Here is a 19,651-nt window from a genome sequence, read left to right as displayed (position 1 = left end):
CGGCTTCGCCTCCAAGCTTGATCTGGTCAGATCTGACCAACTATGGTGAGGCGATGTCGCAGGTCAACGTGTACGAGGCGAAGACGCAGCTGTCGAAGCTCATCGACCGCGTCCTGGCAGGCGAACACGTCGTCATCGCGCGCAACGGGCGTCCGGTCGTGGATCTGGTGGTGCATGCCGGCAACGGTGTGGTGATCGGCAGGCTCCGGGGCCAGCTGCAGTACGACCAGGAAGCCTTCGACGAGGCAGACCGGGAGATCGCGGCGATGTTCGACTTCGCCGCCGACCTCGAGACCTGACGGCGATGCTGCTGGACACCGCGACCCTGTTGTGGGTGCTGACCGACTCGCCACGCCTGGGGGCGGCGGCCCGCGAGCGGGTGGCGGCGGCGACGCTCGTCCACGTCTCGGCGGTCTCGCTGGCCGAGACGGCCATCAAGGCCATGCTCGGCAAGCTCGTCCTGCCCGCGGACTTCGCGACGCAGGTGACGGGATTCGGCTTCGTGAGCCTGGCCTTCACGATCGAGGACGCTGACACCCTCGCCGCCTTCCCCGAACTGGCGCGGCACGATCCCTTCGACCGGATGCTCGTCGCCCAGGCGCACCGCAGGGGCATGGACTTCCTCACCCCCGACCGGCGCCTGCTCGCACTCGATCGGCCCGGCATCATCGATGCCACCCGCTAGCCAGCAGCGATCACCTAGGGCAGGAACCGGTAGCCCATCCCGGCCTCGGTGATGAGATGCCGGGGCCGGCTGGGCTCGGGTTCGAGCTTGCGCCGCAGCTGCGCGAGATAGATGCGCAGGTAGCTGGGATCAGTGTGCTCGGCCGAGCCACGAACGGCGGTGAGCAGCACCTCGCTGCCGATGAGCCTGCCGGGGCTGCGGAGCAGGACGTCGAGGATCTTCCACTCGGTCGGCGTCAGATGCACGGCACTGCCGTCGGCCGCGGTGGCCGTGGTCATAGTGAGGTCGATGCGGACGCTGCCGATGGTGACGACGAGGTTCTCGTCGGGCCGGGTGCGCCGCGTCGCCGCGCGGACCCGGGCCAGCAGCTCGGCCATGCTGAAGGGCTTGGTGACGTAGTCGTCGGCGCCGAGGTCCAGCGCCTCGACCTTGTCGACGCTGCCGCTGCGCGCCGAGAGCACGATGATCGGCGTCTGCGCGAAGGTCCGGAGAGCGCGGATCACGTCCAGGCCGCCGAGGTCGGGCAGGCCCAGGTCGAGGATCACCAGGTCGGGGCTGCCGTCGGCCAGCACCCGCAGTGCCTGCGATCCGGTGGGCGCCTCGCTCACCTCGTAACCGCGCGCCACCAGGTTCATCGCCAGTGCCCGCAGCAGGGTGGCGTCGTCCTCGACGACCAGGACACGCGTCACGACGGCACCGCACGACAGACCGCGGCGAGCGTGATAACCACGGTGGTCCCGCCACCGGGCGTGGGCTCGAGTGTGACGGCGCCGTCCATCGCCTCGGTGAGGCCGCGGGCGATGGCCAGCCCCAGCCCCACCCCGGCCCCGTCGCGGGGGACGTCGCCGGAGCGCTGGAACGGCCGGAAGACCCGCTCCGCGTCGTCGGCCGGGATACCGGGGCCGCGGTCGACGACGCGGAGCTCGACGCGGTCCCGGTGGCTGCTGCCGGCCAGCCGGATCGCCGAGTCTGTCGGCGCGTGACGCAGCGCGTTCTGCACCACGTTGGCGAGCACCCGCTCCAACAGCCCGGCGTCCGCGCGGACGGCGGGGAGGTCGACGGGTAGGTCGAGCTCCACCCGACCGGCCGGGTCGGCGTGCGCCAGCGCCTGCGCGACAACGTCGTCCACCCCCACGACGGCGGGCACGACCGGGAGCGCGCCCACCTGCAGCCGCGACATGTCCAGCAGGTTCGTCACCAGGTCGGTGAGCCGGTCCAGCGACTGCTCGGCGGTCTCAAGCAGCTCGGCCTGCTGTTCGGCACTCCAGCTGACCTCGCCGGCCCGCAGGCTCGACACCGCCGCCTTCGCCGCGGCGATGGGTGTGCGCAGGTCATGGCTGACCGCATTGAGCAGCGCGGTGCGCTGCCGGTCCGACTCGGCCAGCGGCGCCGCGGCTGCCGCCGCCTCGGCGAGCTCCTGCTGCCGGTAGGCGACCGCGACGTGGGCACCAAAGGCGGAGAGCACCTGCTGGTCCGCTGCGGGCAGCGGATGTCCGGTGAGCCGCAGCTCCAGGTCGTCGGTGACCCGGACGACGGCATCCGGCTCCCCCGTCGCCTCCCCCGCTGTGGCGATGGGATCGGCCGGCACCCGCCCCTCGTCGTCGACGCGCAGCAGCGACACGGCGTCCATGGCGAAGGTCTCCCGCACTCGCTCCAGCAGCGCTGGCAGCGTCTGCTCGCCCCGCAGCAGGCTGCCGGCGAAGGTGCTGAGCGTCTCGGCCTCGGCCGCCGCGCGGGCAGCCTGCACCGAGCGGCGCGCCGCCTGGTCGACCACCTGCGACACCAGCGAGGCGACGAGCAGGAAGACGACCAGCGCCAGCACGTTCGCGGGGCGGCTGATGGTGAGCGTCCCCGTCGGCGCGACGAAGAAGTAGTTGAGCAGCAGGCTCGCCGCCAGCGCACTCGCCAGCGCCGGATAGAAGCCGCCCACCAGGCTGGTGATGACGACGGCCAGCAGGTACATCGAGACGTCTGCGGCGAACTCGAAACCCGGCACGTGCAGACCCACGACGGTGAGCACCGGCAGCAGGACGGCCGCCACGACCAGCCCCAGGACGCGGCGGCGGGTGGTGAGCCCGCCGGTGAGCCGGGGCAGTCTCAGCCCCGCCCCGCGGGACTGCTCGTGGGTGACGAGGTGGACGTCCACGGGACCGGAGTTGCGGGTGACGGTGGCCCCGGTGCCGGGTCCGCTGAGCAGCGTCGCCACCGGACCTCGGCGCGACGTGCCGAGGACGATCTGGGTGGCGTCCACCCGCCGGGCGAAGGCGAGCAGCGCGGCGGGGACGTCGTCGCCGACGACGGAGTGGTAGCTGCCGCCGAGGGACTCCACCAGCAGCCGGTGAGCCGCCAGGGCGGCGACGCCGGGCCCGGTGAGACCGTCGCTGCGCGCGACGTGGACGGCGAGCAGCTCCCCGCCGGAGCGCGCCGCGATCCGGGCCGCCCGACGCACCAGGGTGTCGCTCTCCGGGCCGCCGGTGAGCGCGACCACGACCCGCTCCTTGGTCTCCCACGCGCCGGTGATGCCGTGCTCGGCGCGGTAGCGCTGCAGCCCCTCCTCGACCTGGTCGGCGAGCCACAGCAGGGCCAGTTCGCGCAGCGCGGTGAGGTTGCCGACGCGGAAGTAGTTGCCGAGGGCCGCGTCCACCCGCTCGGCGGGATAGACGTTGCCGTGCGCCATCCGCCGGCGCAGCGCCTCGGGGGCCATGTCCACCAGCTCGACCTGGTCGGCCGAGCGGACGAAGGCGTCGGGCACGCTCTCCTGCTGCACCACCCCGGTGATGTCGGCGACGACGTCGTTGAGGGACTCCAGGTGCTGGACGTTGAGGGTCGAGACGACGTCGATGCCGGCAGCCAGCAGCGCCTCGACGTCCTGCCAGCGCCGCTCGTGGGGTCCCGAGCCGGGAACGTTGGTGTGCGCGAGCTCGTCCACCAGTGCCACCGCGGGCCGCCGGGCGAGGACGGCCGCCAGGTCGAGCTCGGTGAACTCGCTGCCGCGGTGGACGACCCGGCGCCGCGGGATGACGGGCATCCCCTCCAGGCGCTGCGCGGTGTGCGGCCGGCCGTGGGTCTCGGCGATGGCGACGACGACGTCGGTGCCGCGCTCCCACCGGCGGCGTCCCTCGTCCAGCATCGCGACGGTCTTGCCGACACCGGGGGCCGCGCCGAGGTAGATGCGCAGCGTGCCGCGGGTCATGCCGGAGACGCTAACCCCGCGACGCTGAACAGCGCCGTGGCGGTCCCCGGCTCGACCTCGGTGAAGCCGCCGTCGTGGACCACCGGCGCCCCGGCCGCGACGGCGGCGTCCCACTGTCGTCGCGTCGCGTCGCGCACCGCGAGCGGGAAGCCGGCAGCGGCCCAGGCGGCGCGGTCGTCAGCCGACAGCGAGCGCCAGCCGAGGTGCGCGGCGTGGCCCGCCTGCGCCATCGCCTTGCCGGCCGTCATCGCGGCGTGCGGCGAGAGCAGGACCACCGGCACGCCGGCGGTCGGGGCGGGCGGCGGCTCGGGGTCGGCGAGGTCGGTGCCGCCGACCTGCAGCCGGGCGAGGTCCGCCGGCCAGGCGTCGTTGTCCACCGGCGGGTAGACCCGCAGCTGCGCGCTGCGGTGCGTCACGGTGATGCCGTCCAGCGCGACGGCCCGCCGCCAGTGCGCGCCGCGCGCCCGACGCACGACCTTGCGGATCCGGTGGGCGTCCCACGCCTCGACCGCGGGCCGCCATTCCGGCCGCTCGGTGGTGAGCATCAGCAGCGCGGCGCGCGCCGCCGCCTCGAGGGCGTCCGTCCGCGCGGGCGGAGCGTCACGTTCCAGCCGGACGACCAGCGGCAGGGCGTACTCCCTGACCTCCATCGCGACCTCCTCGGTGGCTCAGGCAGGTTCGGCCAGCGACGCGACCCAGGCCGCGAGGAGGCGGGCACCGAAGCCGGTAGCGCCCTCGGTGACGATCCCGTCGGTCGTGGCGGCCCGGGCGGGGCCGGCGACGTCCAGGTGCGCCCACGGCACCGTGCCGGCGAAGGGCTTGAGGAAGAGCGCGGCCGTGATGCCGCCGGGGTTGCCGGGTGAGTTGTTGGCGTCGGCGACCTCGGAGCGCAGCGCGCTCTCGTGGTGCTCGGCGAGCAGCGGCAGTCGCCAGAGCGGCTCGTCGGTCTCGCGGCCGGCGGCGAGCAGTGCCTCGGCGAGGGTGTCAGAGGTGGCCAGCAGCCCACCGGTCCGCACGCCGAGGGCGACCTTCATCGCGCCGGTCAGCGTGGCGATGTCGACGATGGCCGTCGGGCGCAGCCGGGCGACGGCGTAGGCGATCGCGTCGGCGAGGACGAGCCGACCCTCGGCGTCGGTGTTGCCGATCTCGCTGGTGCGCCCGCCGTAGTGCCGGACGACGTCGCCGGGGCGCAGCGCGGAGCCGGAGATCGCGTTCTCCGCGGCCGGCACCAGGGCGGTGACGCGGACCGGAGTCCGCCGGGCCGCCGCGAGCCGCATCGCGCCGAGCACGGCCGCGCCACCGGCCATGTCGGTGAACATGGTCCGCGACGACTCGCCGGGCTTGAGGTTGATGCCGCCGGTGTCGAAGGTGATCCCCTTGCCGACGAGGACGAGGTGGATCCCCTTGCGGGCACCCCGCGGCCGCCAGGAGACCTGGATGAGCCGGGGCGGCGAGGCCGACCCCCCGCCGACGCCCAGCACGCCGCCGAAGCCCTGCTCGCGCAGCCAGATCTCGTCATGGACCTCGACCTGCAGCCCCGGCCCGTCCAGGACCGTGGTGGCCTGCCGCGCCAGCCAGGCCGGGGTCTTGACGTTCGACCGCGTGTTGGCCAGGTCGCGGGCCCAGACGGTCGCCCCGGCCGAATCCAACCCGCGCCGGAGCGCGTCGATGTCCTCGGCGCCGCAGAGCTCGACGCGGGTCGGCTGCTCCCACGGCGTCGCGGAGACGGTGAAGCGGTAGCTGCCCAGCACCAGCCCCTCGACCAGTGCGGCGAGGCGGTCGCCGCCGACGCCCTCGGCGGCGACGCGGCTGCGGCCGGCGGGCAGCTCCCGCGCCAGCCGGGCCGCGCTCTCACGTACGGCGGCGACGCCGTCGGGCCAGTCGCGCGTGAGTGCGTCGCGGTGCGGACCCGTCAGTCGGACGTCGAGCATGCCTGCGATCCTGCCCGACGGAGCGTGCCGGGAGGAGCGGGGGCCACCGACGACCGTGGCACGGGCTCTCGCCGGGCCTCGTGCGGGCTTCGTGATTGGTCCGGAGAGCACTCGACCCCGGTGACCCCGCCGTGAAGCGGGGACCGGGGTCGGGTGAGGTGCGAGGTCAGCTCCCGACGGCCTTGAGCGCGTCGCCGAGCGCGTCGGCCTCGTCGGGGGTCATCTCGACGACGAGTCGCCCGCCACCCTCGAGCGGCACGCGCATGACGATGCCGCGGCCTTCCTTCGTGACTTCGAGCGGGCCGTCGCCCGTCCGCGGCTTCATGGCCGCCATGCCAGCCTCCTCCGGTGGGCCATGGGCCCACGCATCAGACAGTTCGAACACGATTCCGGTGCGCTCCGGATCCCGACGCGCACCGTGGTGCAGCCCATTCTCCCGTATGGCGGCCCGATCCCCCAACCCCGGCCCGAAACCGGCGCCGCCACCGGCCGCGTCGCCCGTCCCGAGCCCCGGGCTAGCGTCGGTCGCGGCACGCCCAGTCCGCCCGTCTCCCGAGGTGATCGTCGATGTCGTCCCCCACCCCCGCGCCTTCTCCCACGAGCCGCACCGACGTCCTGCTCGTCGACCGCAGCGAGGGCGTCGCCACCGTGACGCTGAACCGGCCGGCCTCGATGAACTCGCTGTCGCTGGAGCTGAAGGAGGCGCTGCGCGACACCCTGCGCGAGATCGCCGCCGACCCGAGCGTGCGTGCCGTCGTGCTGACCGGCAGCGGCCGCGGCTTCTGTGTCGGGCAGGACCTGCGTGAGCACGTGGGCCTGCTGGAGGCCCACGACCCCACCCCGCTGTCGACCGTCACCGAGCACTACAACCCGATCGTCCAGGCGCTGGCCACCATGCCGAAGCCGGTGGTGGCCGCGGTCAACGGCATGGCCGCCGGCGCCGGCGCGGGGCTGACCTTCGCCTGCGACTTCCGCATCGCCGCCAAGAGCGCCGGGTTCCTGCTCGCCTTCGCCAATGTCGGGCTCTCCCTGGACAGCGGGGTCTCCTGGACGCTGCCGCGGCTCATCGGGTCGGCCCGGGCGACGGCGCTGGCCCTGCTGGCCGAGCCGATCACGGCCGAGGCGGCGTTGGAGATGGGGCTGGTCAACGCCGTCGTGGACGACGAGCGGGTCGCCGAGGCTGCCCGCGAGCTGGCGGTACGCCTGGCCGCCGGCCCGACGGCCGCCTATGCCGCGATCAAGGAGTCGATCGCCTTCGCCGCCGACCACGACCTCGACGCCGCGCTGGCCAAGGAGGACGAGCTGCAGTCCCGGATGGGCGCCACCGCCGACCACGTCAACGCCACCGCCGCATTCGTGGCCAAGCAGCGCCCGGTCTTCCAGGGCCACTGACCCCCACGACCCACCACCGATCCGGGAGTGCCGGTCCCGCTGACCGGGACCAGCGCTCCCGGATCGCGGCGGGCGGGGGTGTCAGCCGAGCTGCGGGTCGCTGACCGACGGTCGCCCGGTCTCGACCCGGCCGGCGAAGGCGCGGACCAGACCGTGCTCGCCGGTCACGGTGAGGTCGTACCAGTCGTGATGGGTGGGGAACCGCAGCGACGCCCGACCGCGCAGGCGCACCGTCCGCGTCCGGTCGCGGTAGGCGTCGCGGACGGTGACGGTCCCGGCGCCGCGCAGGACGAGCTCCACGTGTCCCGGTTCGGTGGACAGCCGCGCCTCGACCCGGCTGCCGTCCTCGCCGGCATAGCGGCGGTACAGGCCGTTCGGACCGTGCAGCTCCCAGTCGTACCCGCCCCCGGAGACCGGCAGCGTCGCCGTCAACCGGTCCCCCGCGCCGACGGTGAAGGACGCCGGCGCCGCGCCAGTCTGCGAGCGTGCCTGCAGCTGCAGTCCGAGCCGGCCGCGGTTGTGGAAGTCCACCCGCAGTCCCGCCTCGGTGCGGGTGCCGTCGACGTCCAGGCGGTAGCCGAGCGGTCGGGACGGCCGGACACCGGGCTCCTGTGCCGGCAGCGCGCCCGTGGCGGGCGGGGTGGGGACGTAGTCCGGGTGCCGCTTGTCGTCGCGAGGCGCGTATCCCGTGGTGGTCGGTAGCGACGGAACCGCGCTGCGGGAGCGTCCGAAGTCGAAGGCCGAGGTCAGGTCCCCGCAGACCGCGCGGCGCCACGGGGTGATGTTCGGCTCCCCCACCCCGAAGCGGGCGCCGAGGAAGCGGATCACCGAGGTGTGGTCGAAGGTCTCCGAGCAGACCCAGCCCCCGGTGCTCCACGGCGAGACGACGAGCATCGGCACGCGCTGGCCGAGGCCGTAGGCCCCCGCGGTGAACTTCCCGTCGCCGGCGAAGTGCTCGTCGGTGACCGGCACGGTGGAGGCGCCGGCCAGGGCTCCGCCGGCCGGGTACGGCGGCACGACGTGGTCGAAGAAGCCGTCGTTCTCGTCGTAGGTGAGCAGCAGGACTGTGCGCGACCAGACGTCCGGGTCGGCGGTCAGCGCGTCCAGCACCTGCGAGACGTACCAGGCGCCGTAGTTCGCCGGCCAGTTCGGATGCTCGGTGAAGGCCTCCGGCGCCGCGATCCACGACACCTGCGGCAGCCGGTGATGGCGCACATCCGCGCGAAGCTCGTCGAAGAGCGTGCCGCCGGTGCTGATGCGGGTGCCACGCCGCGCCTTCTCGTACAGCGCGTCGCCGGGCTTGGCGTTGCGGTACGCGTCGAAGTAGAGCAGCGAGTTGTCGCCGTAGTTGCCGATGTAGGGGTCCTCGGTCCAGCCCCAGCTGCCGGTGGCGTCCAGCCCGACGCCCTCGTCCTGGTAGATCCGCCACGACACCCCGGCCCGCTCGAGCCGCTCGGGATAGGTCGTCCAGGCGTAGCCCGCCTCGGAGTTGTCCAGGACCGGCCCCTTGCCGCCGCCGTCGTTGCCGGTCCACCCCGACCAGAGGTAGTAGCGGTTCGGGTCGGTCGAGCCCACGAACGAGCAGTGGTAGGCGTCGCAGACGGTGAAGGCGTCGGCGAGCGCGTGGTGGAACGGGATGTCGCGCCGCTCCAGATGCGCCATCGTCGTGGTGGTCTTCGCCTGCACCCAGCGGTCGTAGTTGCCGCCGTGGAAGGCGTCGTGACCGTCGTTCCAGCCGTGCGCGAGGTCCTGCACGAAGGCCAGGCCGAGGTCGTCGACGTCGGGGCGGAACGGCAGCACCCCGTTCTGGTCGAAGACGCTCGTCCCGGACTGCTGCCGCGCCGGATGCGGGTCGCCGTAGCCCCGGACCCCGCGCATGGTGCCGAAGTAGTGGTCGAAGGAGCGGTTCTCCTGCATGAGGATCACGACGTGCTCGACGTCGCGCAGCGAGCCGTGCCGGCGGTGCGCGGGGATAGCGGCGGCACGCGCGACGGAGTCGGCGAGGGCGGTGCCGGTCAGCGATGTCGCGGCGGCGACGCCGCCCGTGACACCGGCGAGTTGCAGGAAGCGGCGGCGGTCCAGTTCGGGCATGACACCGGACTATCGCGAAGCGGGTGAAACGGACGACAACCGTCGCGTGAACGCCTGCCCCGACCCTCTCAGCCCGTTGCCCGCCAGCAGGACGAGACGTGGTCGTCCACCATGCCGGTGGCCTGCATGAGCGCGTAGGCGGTGGTGGGGCCGACGAAGCGGAAACCCCGCTTCTTCAACGCCTTAGCCATCGCCACCGACTCCGGCGAGGTGGCCGGGACCTCGGCGAGCGTCTGCGGCCGACGATGGTCGCTGGGCGCGAAGGACCAGAGCAGCTCGTCCAGCCCCTCACCGACCGAATCGCGGATGACGCGGGCGTTGGCGATCGTCGCCTCGATCTTGGCCCGGTTGCGGACGATGCCGGCGTCGGCGAGCAGCCGGGTCACGTCCGCGGCGTCGAAGTCGGCGACGGTCTCGATGTCGAAGCCGGCGAAGGCAGCGCGGAAGCCCGGCCGCTTGCGCAGGATGATGAGCCACGAGAGCCCGGACTGGAACGCCTCCAGGGACATCCGCTCGAAGAGCTCCCGCTCGCCGTGCAGCTCGGTGCCCCACTCGTCGTCGTGATAGGCGACGTAGTCCGGCGTCGAGTTCGCCCAGTCGCAGCGCGGACGGTCAGCGGGCGGCATCGTCGATATCGCCGTTGGTGGAGTCGTCGGCGGTGGTCGCCGCCGGCTTGGCGAAGGCGACACGGTCCGGACCCGGCGCCGGCAACCGGCCGCTCGCCTGCTCGCGCAGCCGCGCGATCTCGATGTCCCGGTCCCGGATCTCGGCGGCGAGCCGGTCGAGCAGCAGATCGGTCTCGGCGAAGCGGTAGCCGCGCAGCGCCACCGGCAGGCGCACGGAGTCGACGTCTGCCGAGCCGAGCGCCCGGTCTGCGGGCAGGTGCCAGGGTGCCTCGTCGCGCAGCGGCGGCGCGATCTGCTCACCGGCGGGCAGGAAGCGGGCGGCGGCGAAGAACAGCCCGACGGCCAGGACCACGGCCAGCAGCCCGTAGAGCACCAGTTCCACCACGCCGACGATGGTGCCATGCCGACCCCGCCGGCACGGGACGTCGGTCAGTCGGCGGCGTCAGTCGGCGACGGCGGCCAACGCGACGATCTTGTCCGGGACGAGCCGGATCATCAGCTCGCCGGGGACGGCGTTGCGCCGGCCGAACTGCTCGGCGGCCGCCTCGCCCATGTAGCGACCGCCGAGGCGGATCGACCACGGCAGCATCGCCTCGAGGTCGTCGCTGATCTCGACGTGGCCGGTGATGGTCACGAAGTCGAAGGGCGGGGTGGACTCGTCCACCGTCAGCGTGGCGACCCCGGTCCGCCGCAGGTTGCGGCCCTTGACGGTGTCGGCACCGGTCATGAAGACCACGACATCCGGGTCGTCCGGGTCGAGGACGAACCAGATCGGCGCGGCGTGCGGGGTGCCGTCCTTGCGGACCGTCGACAGGATCCCGGTGCGGGTCCCCTCGGAGAGGAACGCGCGGCGCTGCTCGTCAGTCATGTGTGAGGCCACGCGCCCACCGTAACCCCGCTCAGCGCACCGGGACCCGGATGATCCTGTCGTCGTCCTCGGCGGGGTCGCCGCGGCCGTCCCGGTTGGAGGTCGTCACCCACAGCGAGCCGTCGGGGGCGGTGACGACGGTCCGCAGCCGGCCGTAGTCGCCGTCGAGCAGTTCCTGCCGCTCACCGACGCGGCCCCCCGTCAGCGGCAACCGGTACAGCCGTTCGCCGCCGAGGGCGGCCAGCCAGAGCGAGCCGCCGGCAAAGGCGAGCCCGGACGGGGAGGCGTCGGAGGTCGAGAAGGTCGCCAGCGGCGGGGTCGCGCCCTGCTTCTCGCCGTTGTCACCCTCGACCGAGGGCCAGCCGTAGTCCCGGCCCGCCGACAGCCTGTTGATCTCGTCCTGGGAGTTCTGCCCGAACTCGGCCTCGTAGACGGTGCCGTCGGGGCCGAAGGCGATCCCCTGCGGATTGCGGTGGCCCCGGGTCCAGACGACCGAGTCGGGATCGGGGTTGCCGGGAGCGGGCCTGCCGGCGGTCGTCATCCGCAGCACCTTGCCGCCGAGGTAGTCCACGTCGGGGGCACGGTCGGGCTGGCCGGCGTCCCCGGTCGTGACGTAGAGGTGACCGTCCGGACCGACAGCGAGGCGGCCGCCGTTGTGGATCGAGCCTGACGGGATCCCGGTGAAGACGGGCCGGAAGCCGCTCACCGACGTGCCGTCGAAGGTGAAGGCGACGACGCGGTTGTCCGAGGCGCTCGTGTAATAGGCGAAGACGGTGCGGTCGTCGGCGAAGCGCGGCGACAGGGCGAGGCCGAGCAGCCCGCCCTCCCCCGCGCCGTTCCGGACACCCGGCACCGTGCCGACCGCCGTCGTGGTGCCGGCGGCGGTGACGGTGACGAGGCGGTGGCTGTCCCGCTCGCTCACCAGCGCGCGGCCGTCGGGCAGGAAGACCATTCCCCACGGCACTGCCAGGCCGTCGGCCACGACCGTCGGCCGGGCCGCACTCGTCGTGCTGCCACCGGACGCTGCCGGAGCAGAGGTCGAACCCGAGGCAGCCGACTCGGCGGGGTCCCCGTCGGAGTCGGCCGAGCAGGCAGCGAGGGCGAGCCCGGCGGCGACGGTCAGGGCGGCGACGGTGAGACGTCTCATCGGTTCGACCGTACGGAGCGCGGGTGTGCTGAACTTCTGAATCGTGACCGAAGCCAGCGTTCTGCGGGAGCGCGTCGACACCGTCGAGATCGTCCGACTGAACCGGCCCGAGAAGCGCAATGCGCTCGATTCGGCGAGCCTGGCGCTGCTCAACGACACCCTGGACGCCGTCGCCGCCGACGACTCCGTCCGCGCGCTCGTCCTCTCGACGACGAACACCCGGGCCTTCTGCGCCGGCGCGGACGTCGCCGAGGAGCTCGACGCCGCCGGCGGGGTGGCGCGGATGGCCGGCTTCACCCGGCTCTACTCGACGCTGGACACGATGCCGATGCCCGTGATCGCAGTCTGTGTCGGCAACTGCGTCGGCGCCGGTGCGGAGATCGTCGCCGCGGCGGACCTGCGCGCCGGGGGCGACAACCTCAAGCTGGCGTGGGCCGGGGCACGCCACGGCGTCCCCGTCGGGCCGGCACGACTGGCCCCGCTGATCGGGGTGGCCCGCGCCAAGGACCTCGTGCTCACCGGACGCACCGTCGGTGCCGAGGAGGCCGAGACCCTCGGCCTGCTCACGACGCGGGGCGCGCCGGACGAGGTCGAGCAGGTGGCGCTGGCCCTCGGCCTCGCAGTGTCGGCCAACCACCCCGAGGGGGTGCGGGTGCTGAAGCAGATGTTCCGCGAGCTGGACGGCTCCGCACAGCGCGTCGCCTACGAGAACGAGCGCCTCATGTCCTTCCAGCAGCACGGCGCCGGACTGCCTAAGGGGTCGGCCCCCCGGCAGTGAGAACGGCGGTGAGTGCGGCGAAGGCCTCGTCCACCGTGCGCGTGCGGAGCAGCGCGTCGAGCGCGCTCTGCCGGACGAAGCCCTTGTCGCGCAGCGTCTCCAGGTAGGTCCAGAGCGGGTCGAAGAGGCCGTCGGGGTCCAGCACGACCACCGGTTTGGTGTGCATGCCGAGCGAGAGCGCGGTCCAGACCTCGAACATCTCCTCGAAGGTGCCCAGACCGCCGGGGAGCACGAGGAAGGCGTCGGCGGCGGAGTCCATGAGCCGCTTCCGCTCGCGCATGGTCTCCACGACCAGCAGCGAGTCGGCGTCGGTGTCGGCGAGCTCGCGGTCGACGAGGTCTCTGGGGATGACCCCGGTGGTGTGCGCGCCGCCGGCCCGGGCGGCCCTGGCGACGTCACCCATCATCGAGACCCGGCCGCCGCCGGAGACCAGCTCGTGCCCGTCGGCGGCGATCCGCTGCCCGACGGCGGTGGCGAGGTCGCGAAAGGACTGGTCGATCGTCTCGGAGGAGGCGCAGTAGACGCAGATCCGCATCGTCACTGCCCGTCGTATTCGGCGGTGCCCGGCCGTGGTCCGCCGGAGCCGACCACGTGCGCGACCGCGTCGTCGATGTCGTCGGTGACGTGGAGCAGGTCGAGGTCGCTGGCCTTGATCTTGCCCGCCGGCTCGACGGTGTCGCGGAGCCAGTCCAACAGCCCCTGCCAGTAGGCCGAGCCGAAGAGGACGACGGGGAAGCGCGTGACCTTCTGCGTCTGCACGAGCGTCAGTGCCTCGAACATCTCGTCCAGCGTGCCGAAGCCGCCGGGCAGGATCACGAAGGCCTGCGCGTACTTGACGAACATCGTCTTGCGGGCGAAGAAGTACCGGAAATTGATGCCGATGTCGACCCACTCGTTGAGGCTCTGCTCGAACGGCAGCTCGATACCGAGGCCGACCGAGACACCTCCGGCCTCGCAGGCACCCTTGTTGGCAGCCTCCATCGCGCCGGGACCACCGCCGGTGATCACCGCGTAGCCGGCCTTCACCAGCGCCGCACCGAGGCGCTGCGCGGCGGCGTACTCGGGGTGGTCGGCCGGCGTGCGCGCCGAGCCGAAGACCGAGACCGCCGCACCGAGCTCGGCCAGCAGGCCGAAGCCCTCGACGAACTCGCTCTGGATGCGCAGCACCCGCCACGGGTCGGTGTGCACCCAGTCGGACGGACCGCGGGAGTCCAGCAGCCGCTGGTCGGTGGTCCCGGCCTCGATCTGCGCCCGACGCAGGATCACCGGACCCCGCTGCTGCTGCTTGCGCCCCTCGCTCATGGTCCGACCGTAGCGAGCCGTGCCCTCTCCGGCTTCCTTGCCCGCTGCCCGGGCGGGGCGGGTCAGCGGGACAGGAACCGGACCAGCGCCTCCTCGGCGGCCAGGCAGGCTTGCACCGACACCCACTCGTCCACGGTGTGAGCGAGCTTGGGGTCACCGGGACCGAAGTTGACGGCGGGGATGCCGAGCGGGCCGAAGCGGGCCACGTCGGTCCATCCCAGCTTGGCGCGGGGCTCGCCACCGACGGCGGCGACGAACTCGGCGGCGACCGGGGTGTCCAGGCCCGGACGGGCGCCGGGCGCGGTGTCGGTGAGCTCGAGGTCGAAGCCGGTGAAGACGTCCCGGACGTGGGCGAGCGCGTCGGCCTCGGAGCGGTCCGGCGCGAAGCGGTAGTTGACGGTGACGACGCACTCGTCGGGGACCACGTTGCCCGCCACTCCCCCGGTGATGCCGACGGCGTTGAGGCCTTCGCGGTAGGTGAGGCCGTCGACGTCGACGACGCGACCCTCGTAGGCGGCCAGCCGCGCCAGTACCGGCGCGGCGGCGTGGATCGCATTGCTGCCGAGCCAGGACCGCGCGCTGTGCGCCCGCACCCCGGCCAGCCGGATCGCCACCCGCAGCGTCCCCTGGCAGCCGCCCTCGACGAGCCCCTCGGTCCCCTCCAGCAGGATGGCGAGGTCGCCGGCCAGCGCCTCGGGACGGGTGGCGGCCAGCCGGCGCAGCCCGTTGCGCTCGGCGGCGACCTCCTCGCAGTCGTAGAGGATCCAGCTGAGGTCCACAGCCGGGTCCAGCGCGCCCGTGCCGACCAGGTGCGCGATCCGCAGCATCACCGCGTCCCCGGACTTCATGTCGCTGCTGCCGCAGCCGTAGAGCCGGTCATCCTCCAGCCGGGACGGCAGGTTCCCCGCCACCGGGACGGTGTCCAGGTGCCCGGCCAGCACGACGCGCCGGTCCCGGCCGAGGTCGGTGCGGGCGACGACGACATTGCCGTCACGCTCAACCTGCAGCCCCGACAGGGTGCGCAGTGCCGCCTCCACCTCGTCGGTGATCAGCGCCTCGTTGCCCGAGACCGATTCGATGTCGACGAGGGCGGCGGTGAGCAGGGCTGCGTCCAAGGCGAGATCCAGCACGTCCGCGGACGTTACCCGGGCGCCCACAGCCGTGCTCGTTAGGGTGAGGCGCGTGAGTGAGAGAACTGCCTGGGGCTACGGCCTGGCCACCCGCGAGGCGAGCGGAGCGAACACCGACCGCGTCTTGGACTGCTGGTTCCCCGAGCCCCAGCTCGGACCGCAGCCGGCCGCCGCCGCGGCACCGCACGACCTGGCCGCGCTGACCGGGGCGCAGGAGTCCGCCAACGATCGCAACGTCCGCGTGGATGTCGCCGTCTGCGCCATCGAGCTGGACGCCGCGCCCGTCGACGCTATCGACGTCTACTTGAGGTTGCACCTGTTGTCACACCGACTCGTCCGGCCGAACGACATCAACCTCGACGGCATCTTCGGCCTGCTCACCAACGTCGTCTGGACCACGCTCGGCCCCTGCGCGGTGGACGACTTCGAACGGACGCGGCTGGCGCTGCGGCGCAAGGGTCCGGTCCAGGTCCTCGGCATCGACAAGTTCCCCCGCATGACCGACTACGTCGTGCCCAGCGGCGTCCGCATCGCCGATGCCGACCGGGTCCGCCTGGGCGCCCACCTCGCGCCGGGCACCACCGTGATGCACGAGGGCTTCTGCAACTACAACGCCGGGACGCTCGGCACCTCGATGGTCGAGGGACGGATCTCGGCCGGCGTGGTCATCGGCGAGGGCTCGGACGTCGGCGGCGGCGCCTCGATCATGGGCACGCTCTCCGGCGGCGGCAAGGAACGCATCACCATCGGCGAGCGCTGCCTCATCGGCGCCAACGCCGGCATCGGCATCTCGCTCGGTGACGACTGCGTCGTCGAGGCCGGGACCTACGTCACTGCCGGCTCGAAGCTGACGATGCCGGACGGCGCGGTCGTCAAGGGCAGCGAGCTCTCGGGTGCCTCGGGCCTGCAGTTCTGGCGCAACAGCGTCACCGGCGCATTGGAGGCCCGGCCGCGCCGCGGTGTCACCGTCACCCTGAACGAAGCCCTGCACGCGCACAACTGATGGCAGCACGACGAACCCGGCTCACCGTCACCCTGCTCGTGGTGGTGGCGGTCGTACTCGGCCTGCTGTTGGCCGTCCGCGCGCTGTGGGACACCGCCAAGGACACCTTCACCGCCGACAGCTGCACCTTCGGCAGCTACGAGATCGACCCGGACCAGGCGAGCACGGCCGCGACCATGATCGGCGCGGTCACCTCCTACAAGGAGCGCCTGCCGACCCGGGCGCAGGTGCTCGTCCTCGCCGCGGCGTACCAGGAGAGCAAGCTGCGCAACATCCCCGCCGGGCAGGGTGACCGCGACTCGGTGGGCGTGCTGCAGCAGCGCCCGTCGCAGGGGTGGGGCAGTGCTGCGTCGCTCTCGGACGTCCGCACCGCGACCACCAAGTTCCTCGACGCGCTCGTCAAGGTCGACGGCTGGGAGCAGCTTGCACCCGAGGACGCGATCCAGAAGGTGCAGATCTCGATCGACGGCAGCCTCTACGCACAGCACGTACCCGAGGCGACCGCGCTCGCGGCCGCCCTCTCGGGACGCACGCCGGCCGGGCTGAGCTGCAGCTTCGACAAGCCGCAGGAGGTGGCCTCCGCCGCCACCGTGGCCAAGCAGGTCGGCACCGAGCTGGGCATCGACACGCCGACGGCGGTGGGGGCGCGCACCGTCCGCGTCCCCGGAGCGGGGTGGCAGACGGCCGCCTGGTTCGTCAGCAACGCCGACCGGCTCGGGATCGACCGGGTCGACTACGACGGCCGCCGCTGGACGCGGGCTGACGGGTGGAGCACGAAGGCGGCCACCGCGACTGCGGTGACCGCCACGCTCGCGAAGGTCTAGCGGCTCAGGTCCTACTCGTCGTGCTCGACGGGCGGCAGGTCCTTGACCCACTGCGGGTCGTTCTCGGTCTTGCCGGTCTTGGAGGCGCCACCGGGCGAGCCGAGGTCGTCGAAGAAGTCGACGTTGGCCTTGGTGTAGTCGCGCCACTTGTCGGGCAGGTCGTCCTCGTAGAAGATCGCCTCGACCGGGCAGACCGGCTCGCAGGCGCCGCAGTCCACGCACTCGTCGGGGTGGATGTAGAGCATCCGGGCGCCCTCGTAGATGCAGTCGACCGGACATTCCTCGATGCAGGCCTTGTCGAGCAGGTCGACACAAGGTTCTGCGATCACGTAGGTCACTGCGTGGGTCCCTTCGGTGCTGGTGCGCGACGGCCGCGTCCTAGTATGCCGTCCGTGGTGGAGCCTAGCTGGCAGGGGCGGCGCGTCAGCGTCCGCCGCGTCGTCGAACGCGATCCGGACGGGCAGTTGCGCACCGCCGACGTCGTCGGCGATCTCATCGGACTCGACGCGCAGACCGCGGTGATCGAGACCGCGCGCGGTGCCGTCGAGGTGCCGCGGGCCTACGTGATCGCGTCACGGCTGGTGGTGCCGTCGACGGCCGACGAGCTGGCGCTGGACCGCGTCGCGGCCCGCGGCATGCGCGCCGCCGAGACCCACGAGCTGGATGGCTGGCTGCTCCGCGCCGACCATGGCCTGCTGCGCCGAGCCAACTCGGTGCTGCCGGTGGGCCAGCTGCGCCGGCCGCTGGCCGAGGCGCTGGACGAGGCGCGGGCCTGGTACGCCGAGCGCGGGCTGCCGCTGCTCATCGGCGTCCCCGTCGAGGCGCGCCGGTTGCTGGACGCCGAGCTCGGCGAGCGAGGCTGGGACTTCACCGGCGAGTCGCACGTCATGACGGCCCGGCTGGACCACGTCGACGCCCCGACCGCCGCCGCCACGGTCGAGCTGCACGACGAACCGGACGAAGACTGGTTGGCGCGCTACCGCGGCGGCGAGGCGGCGACGGAGATCGGGCGCGCCCTGCTCACCCGGCACGACACGGTGACATTCGCGCAGATCCGCGCCAACAACGGGACCGTGGCCGTCGCGCGCGGCGTGGTGGACGACGGCTGGCTCGGCGTCGCCGCGGTCGAGGTCACACCCGAGCACCGGCGACAGGGTCTGGCGCAGGCCGTGACCGCCGCGCTGTGGCAGTGGGGACGAGAGCACGGCGCCACCCGTACGTACCTGCAGGTGGAGCGGGAGAACACCGCCGCCGTGGCGCTCTACGCGCGGCTCGGCTACCACGTGCACCACGACTACCTCTACCGCGTCGACCCCGAGACCGCCGAGGGCTGACCCCGCTCACGCCGCTGCGGCGGCGGCAGTGACATCACGATCGAGATGGTGGCGACCAGCGCGCCGCCGAGCATCACGGCGTAGCCGACGTACTCCATGGCGCCGCCACCGCCGGGCAGGATCACGTCCCCCTCCGGCCGTCCGGCCGCGGCGACGAAGATGATCACCGCGAGCCAGGCGAAGAAGGGCAGGCAGGCCGCGAGCGTGTGCGCCACGAGCGCGCGGGCCAACCGTGGCAGGTACCAGTTGCCGACGAGGGTGAGCAGCACCGTCACCGGGACGACGGTGCCGCCGACGTAGAACGGCACCAGCAGCGACTCCAGCCAGGCGCTGAGGGCGCCGCAGCCGGTCAGGACCGCGACTCCGAGCCACTCCAGTGCGCCGGGCGACTGCGACTCGCTCACCCTCGCACCCCGGCGAAGAGGTCGCTCTCGCGGCCGTCCGGGCCGGGCTCACCGGCGGCACCGCGCACCAGCCGGTAGTGCTCGACGCCGTTGATCAGTCGACCGAGGCGGTTGGAGAGGGCGAAGAACTCCTCACCGTGGACGAGCACCTGGGTGCGATGCGCGGCCAGCGCTGCCCGCTTGGCCGCGACCTGCGCCGAGGCATCGATCTGGGCCGTGACGACCTCGTCGGCGACACCGAACCCCGGCTCGTCGGCGGCCTCGAACGGGACGTCGTCCCTGGCCAGGACCTCGGCGAAACTGCGGACCAGCAGCGATCGCGGCGTGGCGGTCCAGTAGAACTTGGCGACCTCCCACGTCGGGCCGCCGGGATGCGCCGCGTCCGCGGCTGCCTCGACGGCGGCCGCCGTCACCCGGTGGGCCATGATGTGGTCCGGATGGCCGTAGTCGCCGTTGTCGTCGTAGGTGACCACCACCTGCGGCCGGATTTCCCGGATGATCGCGACCAGGGCCGCCACTGCCTCGGCGAAGACGCCGGCGTCGACGTTGGCGCGCCAGAACGCACGCGGGTGTGCGTTCGCGGGGTCGCCCATCATGCCGCTGTCCCGGAAACGGCCGGCGCCACCGAGGAACCGATGGTCGGTGATGCCGAGGGCGGCCAGCGCCCCGGCGAGCTCGGCGATCCGGTAACCACCCAGCTGGTCGGCCCGGGCCGCCTCCAGCTGCGCCAGCTCGGGCACCAGGATCTCGCCCTGCTCCCCGAGGGTGCAGGTGACCAGGGTGACGGCGTCGCCCCGTGCCGCGAGCTGCGCCATGGTGGCGCCGGTCGCGATCGTCTCGTCGTCGGGATGGGCGTGCACGAAGAGCGCGCGCCGCTCAGCCCCGGGCGCCAACCCGGAGGCGGCGGCCGGGGCGGCGGCGTCGGCGAAGGTCACGACGTGAC

At 73.0% G+C, this 19,651-nt stretch carries 23 protein-coding genes; 7 read left to right on the top strand and 16 right to left on the bottom strand.

What is annotated here, in order from left to right; translation table 11 throughout:
* Nucleotides 1-53: 53 nt before the first annotated feature.
* A complete protein-coding gene (locus tag AC0NZQ_RS12385; RefSeq protein WP_474530147.1) occupies nt 54-299 on the top strand; it encodes a type II toxin-antitoxin system Phd/YefM family antitoxin in 246 nt (81 codons plus the stop codon).
* A gap of 5 nt (nt 300-304) precedes the next feature.
* On the top strand, nt 305-685 hold the full coding sequence (locus AC0NZQ_RS12380) for a type II toxin-antitoxin system VapC family toxin (protein WP_474530146.1): 381 nt from the start codon (nt 305-307) through the stop codon (nt 683-685).
* A gap of 14 nt (nt 686-699) precedes the next feature.
* Here the strand turns inward: AC0NZQ_RS12380 and AC0NZQ_RS12375 are convergent, their stop codons facing one another.
* From AC0NZQ_RS12375 to AC0NZQ_RS12355, 5 genes are all read right to left on the bottom strand, one after another.
* A complete protein-coding gene (locus AC0NZQ_RS12375; RefSeq protein ID WP_474530145.1) occupies nt 700-1,374 on the bottom strand; it encodes a response regulator in 675 nt (224 codons plus the stop codon).
* Complete coding sequence (locus AC0NZQ_RS12370; protein WP_474530144.1) at nt 1,371-3,878, bottom strand: ATP-binding protein; 2,508 nt, start codon at nt 3,876-3,878, stop codon at nt 1,371-1,373. Before AC0NZQ_RS12370 ends, AC0NZQ_RS12375 begins: the two co-directional genes overlap by 4 nt.
* Entirely contained in the window at nt 3,875-4,528 is a 654-nt protein-coding gene (locus AC0NZQ_RS12365) for a peptidyl-tRNA hydrolase (RefSeq protein ID WP_474530143.1), read from the bottom strand. The genes AC0NZQ_RS12370 and AC0NZQ_RS12365 overlap by 4 nt, the downstream gene beginning before the upstream one ends.
* Before the next feature lie 18 nt (nt 4,529-4,546).
* Complete coding sequence (locus AC0NZQ_RS12360) at nt 4,547-5,809, bottom strand: leucyl aminopeptidase family protein (RefSeq protein ID WP_474530142.1); 1,263 nt, start codon at nt 5,807-5,809, stop codon at nt 4,547-4,549.
* A 166-nt stretch (nt 5,810-5,975) separates the two neighbouring features.
* Nucleotides 5,976-6,143 (bottom strand): DUF3117 domain-containing protein, encoded by a 168-nt coding sequence (locus AC0NZQ_RS12355; RefSeq protein ID WP_375483846.1) that lies wholly within the window; start codon nt 6,141-6,143, stop codon nt 5,976-5,978.
* Between the two features lie 233 nt (nt 6,144-6,376).
* On the opposite strand from AC0NZQ_RS12355, the gene AC0NZQ_RS12350 reads away from it, so the two are divergent.
* Nucleotides 6,377-7,201, top strand: a complete 825-nt coding sequence (locus AC0NZQ_RS12350) for an enoyl-CoA hydratase-related protein (RefSeq protein WP_474530141.1) — start codon at nt 6,377-6,379, stop codon at nt 7,199-7,201.
* Between the two features lie 81 nt (nt 7,202-7,282).
* Here the strand turns inward: AC0NZQ_RS12350 and AC0NZQ_RS12345 are convergent, their stop codons facing one another.
* From AC0NZQ_RS12345 to AC0NZQ_RS12325, 5 genes are all read right to left on the bottom strand, one after another.
* Complete coding sequence (locus tag AC0NZQ_RS12345; protein WP_474530140.1) at nt 7,283-9,292, bottom strand: phosphocholine-specific phospholipase C; 2,010 nt, start codon at nt 9,290-9,292, stop codon at nt 7,283-7,285.
* 68 nt (nt 9,293-9,360) lie between these two features.
* Nucleotides 9,361-9,918, bottom strand: a complete 558-nt coding sequence (locus AC0NZQ_RS12340; RefSeq protein ID WP_474530139.1) for a DNA-3-methyladenine glycosylase I — start codon at nt 9,916-9,918, stop codon at nt 9,361-9,363.
* Entirely contained in the window at nt 9,905-10,303 is a 399-nt protein-coding gene (locus AC0NZQ_RS12335; protein ID WP_474530138.1) for a DivIVA domain-containing protein, read from the bottom strand. The genes AC0NZQ_RS12340 and AC0NZQ_RS12335 overlap by 14 nt, the downstream gene beginning before the upstream one ends.
* A gap of 57 nt (nt 10,304-10,360) precedes the next feature.
* Nucleotides 10,361-10,798 carry a PPOX class F420-dependent oxidoreductase gene (locus AC0NZQ_RS12330; protein WP_474530137.1) on the bottom strand — a complete coding sequence of 146 codons (438 nt, stop codon included), beginning with the start codon at nt 10,796-10,798 and terminating at the stop codon, nt 10,361-10,363.
* Between the two features lie 19 nt (nt 10,799-10,817).
* Entirely contained in the window at nt 10,818-11,933 is a 1,116-nt protein-coding gene (locus AC0NZQ_RS12325; protein WP_474530136.1) for a PQQ-dependent sugar dehydrogenase, read from the bottom strand.
* Between the two features lie 43 nt (nt 11,934-11,976).
* On the opposite strand from AC0NZQ_RS12325, the gene AC0NZQ_RS12320 reads away from it, so the two are divergent.
* The gene (locus AC0NZQ_RS12320) at nt 11,977-12,711 is read left to right on the top strand and encodes an enoyl-CoA hydratase/isomerase family protein (protein WP_474530135.1); all 735 of its coding nucleotides are present in this window, start codon (nt 11,977-11,979) and stop codon (nt 12,709-12,711) included.
* Here the strand turns inward: AC0NZQ_RS12320 and AC0NZQ_RS12315 are convergent.
* The 3 genes from AC0NZQ_RS12315 to dapE form a co-directional block, all read right to left on the bottom strand.
* Complete coding sequence (locus AC0NZQ_RS12315; RefSeq protein WP_474530134.1) at nt 12,686-13,246, bottom strand: LOG family protein; 561 nt, start codon at nt 13,244-13,246, stop codon at nt 12,686-12,688. The genes AC0NZQ_RS12320 and AC0NZQ_RS12315 overlap by 26 nt on opposite strands.
* A 2-nt stretch (nt 13,247-13,248) precedes the next feature.
* Complete coding sequence (locus AC0NZQ_RS12310; protein ID WP_474530133.1) at nt 13,249-14,013, bottom strand: LOG family protein; 765 nt, start codon at nt 14,011-14,013, stop codon at nt 13,249-13,251.
* A gap of 62 nt (nt 14,014-14,075) precedes the next feature.
* Nucleotides 14,076-15,143, bottom strand: a complete 1,068-nt coding sequence (dapE, locus tag AC0NZQ_RS12305) for a succinyl-diaminopimelate desuccinylase (protein ID WP_474530132.1) — start codon at nt 15,141-15,143, stop codon at nt 14,076-14,078.
* Nucleotides 15,144-15,195: 52 nt separating this feature from the next.
* Between dapE and dapD the strand changes: the two genes are divergently transcribed.
* Both dapD and AC0NZQ_RS12295 read left to right on the top strand, forming a co-directional pair.
* Nucleotides 15,196-16,146, top strand: a complete 951-nt coding sequence (dapD, locus tag AC0NZQ_RS12300; RefSeq protein WP_474530131.1) for a 2,3,4,5-tetrahydropyridine-2,6-dicarboxylate N-succinyltransferase — start codon at nt 15,196-15,198, stop codon at nt 16,144-16,146.
* A complete protein-coding gene (locus AC0NZQ_RS12295) occupies nt 16,146-16,970 on the top strand; it encodes a hypothetical protein (RefSeq protein WP_474530130.1) in 825 nt (274 codons plus the stop codon). Before dapD ends, AC0NZQ_RS12295 begins: the two co-directional genes overlap by 1 nt.
* Before the next feature lie 11 nt (nt 16,971-16,981).
* Here the strand turns inward: AC0NZQ_RS12295 and fdxA are convergent, their stop codons facing one another.
* A complete protein-coding gene (gene fdxA, locus AC0NZQ_RS12290) occupies nt 16,982-17,308 on the bottom strand; it encodes a ferredoxin (protein WP_474530129.1) in 327 nt (108 codons plus the stop codon).
* A gap of 54 nt (nt 17,309-17,362) precedes the next feature.
* Here fdxA and AC0NZQ_RS12285 point away from each other — a divergent pair, with 54 nt between their 5' ends.
* Nucleotides 17,363-18,304, top strand: a complete 942-nt coding sequence (locus AC0NZQ_RS12285; RefSeq protein WP_474530128.1) for a GNAT family N-acetyltransferase — start codon at nt 17,363-17,365, stop codon at nt 18,302-18,304.
* Here AC0NZQ_RS12285 and AC0NZQ_RS12280 read toward each other — a convergent pair.
* Nucleotides 18,271-18,708 carry a hypothetical protein gene (locus tag AC0NZQ_RS12280; RefSeq protein WP_474530127.1) on the bottom strand — a complete coding sequence of 146 codons (438 nt, stop codon included), beginning with the start codon at nt 18,706-18,708 and terminating at the stop codon, nt 18,271-18,273. The genes AC0NZQ_RS12285 and AC0NZQ_RS12280 overlap by 34 nt on opposite strands.
* A complete protein-coding gene (gene mshB / locus AC0NZQ_RS12275; RefSeq protein WP_474530126.1) occupies nt 18,705-19,643 on the bottom strand; it encodes an N-acetyl-1-D-myo-inositol-2-amino-2-deoxy-alpha-D-glucopyranoside deacetylase in 939 nt (312 codons plus the stop codon). The genes AC0NZQ_RS12280 and mshB overlap by 4 nt, the downstream gene beginning before the upstream one ends.
* Nucleotides 19,644-19,651 lie beyond the last annotated feature (8 nt).

Source organism: Jatrophihabitans sp. sgz311053 (assembly GCF_056135305.1).
This window is presented reverse-complemented; position numbering and strand designations above follow the sequence as displayed.

Coding starts and splice junctions, on each gene's coding strand:
- AC0NZQ_RS12385 (WP_474530147.1), top strand. CDS start 54: ATGTCGCAGGTCAACGTGTACGAGGCGAAGACGCAGCTGTCGAAGCTC.
- AC0NZQ_RS12380 (WP_474530146.1), top strand. CDS start 305: ATGCTGCTGGACACCGCGACCCTGTTGTGGGTGCTGACCGACTCGCCA.
- AC0NZQ_RS12370 (WP_474530144.1), bottom strand. CDS start 3,878: ATGACCCGCGGCACGCTGCGCATCTACCTCGGCGCGGCCCCCGGTGTC.
- AC0NZQ_RS12365 (WP_474530143.1), bottom strand. CDS start 4,528: ATGGAGGTCAGGGAGTACGCCCTGCCGCTGGTCGTCCGGCTGGAACGT.
- AC0NZQ_RS12360 (WP_474530142.1), bottom strand. CDS start 5,809: ATGCTCGACGTCCGACTGACGGGTCCGCACCGCGACGCACTCACGCGC.
- AC0NZQ_RS12355 (WP_375483846.1), bottom strand. CDS start 6,143: ATGGCGGCCATGAAGCCGCGGACGGGCGACGGCCCGCTCGAAGTCACG.
- AC0NZQ_RS12350 (WP_474530141.1), top strand. CDS start 6,377: ATGTCGTCCCCCACCCCCGCGCCTTCTCCCACGAGCCGCACCGACGTC.
- AC0NZQ_RS12345 (WP_474530140.1), bottom strand. CDS start 9,292: ATGCCCGAACTGGACCGCCGCCGCTTCCTGCAACTCGCCGGTGTCACG.
- AC0NZQ_RS12340 (WP_474530139.1), bottom strand. CDS start 9,918: ATGCCGCCCGCTGACCGTCCGCGCTGCGACTGGGCGAACTCGACGCCG.
- AC0NZQ_RS12325 (WP_474530136.1), bottom strand. CDS start 11,933: ATGAGACGTCTCACCGTCGCCGCCCTGACCGTCGCCGCCGGGCTCGCC.
- AC0NZQ_RS12315 (WP_474530134.1), bottom strand. CDS start 13,246: ATGCGGATCTGCGTCTACTGCGCCTCCTCCGAGACGATCGACCAGTCC.
- AC0NZQ_RS12310 (WP_474530133.1), bottom strand. CDS start 14,013: ATGAGCGAGGGGCGCAAGCAGCAGCAGCGGGGTCCGGTGATCCTGCGT.
- AC0NZQ_RS12295 (WP_474530130.1), top strand. CDS start 16,146: ATGGCAGCACGACGAACCCGGCTCACCGTCACCCTGCTCGTGGTGGTG.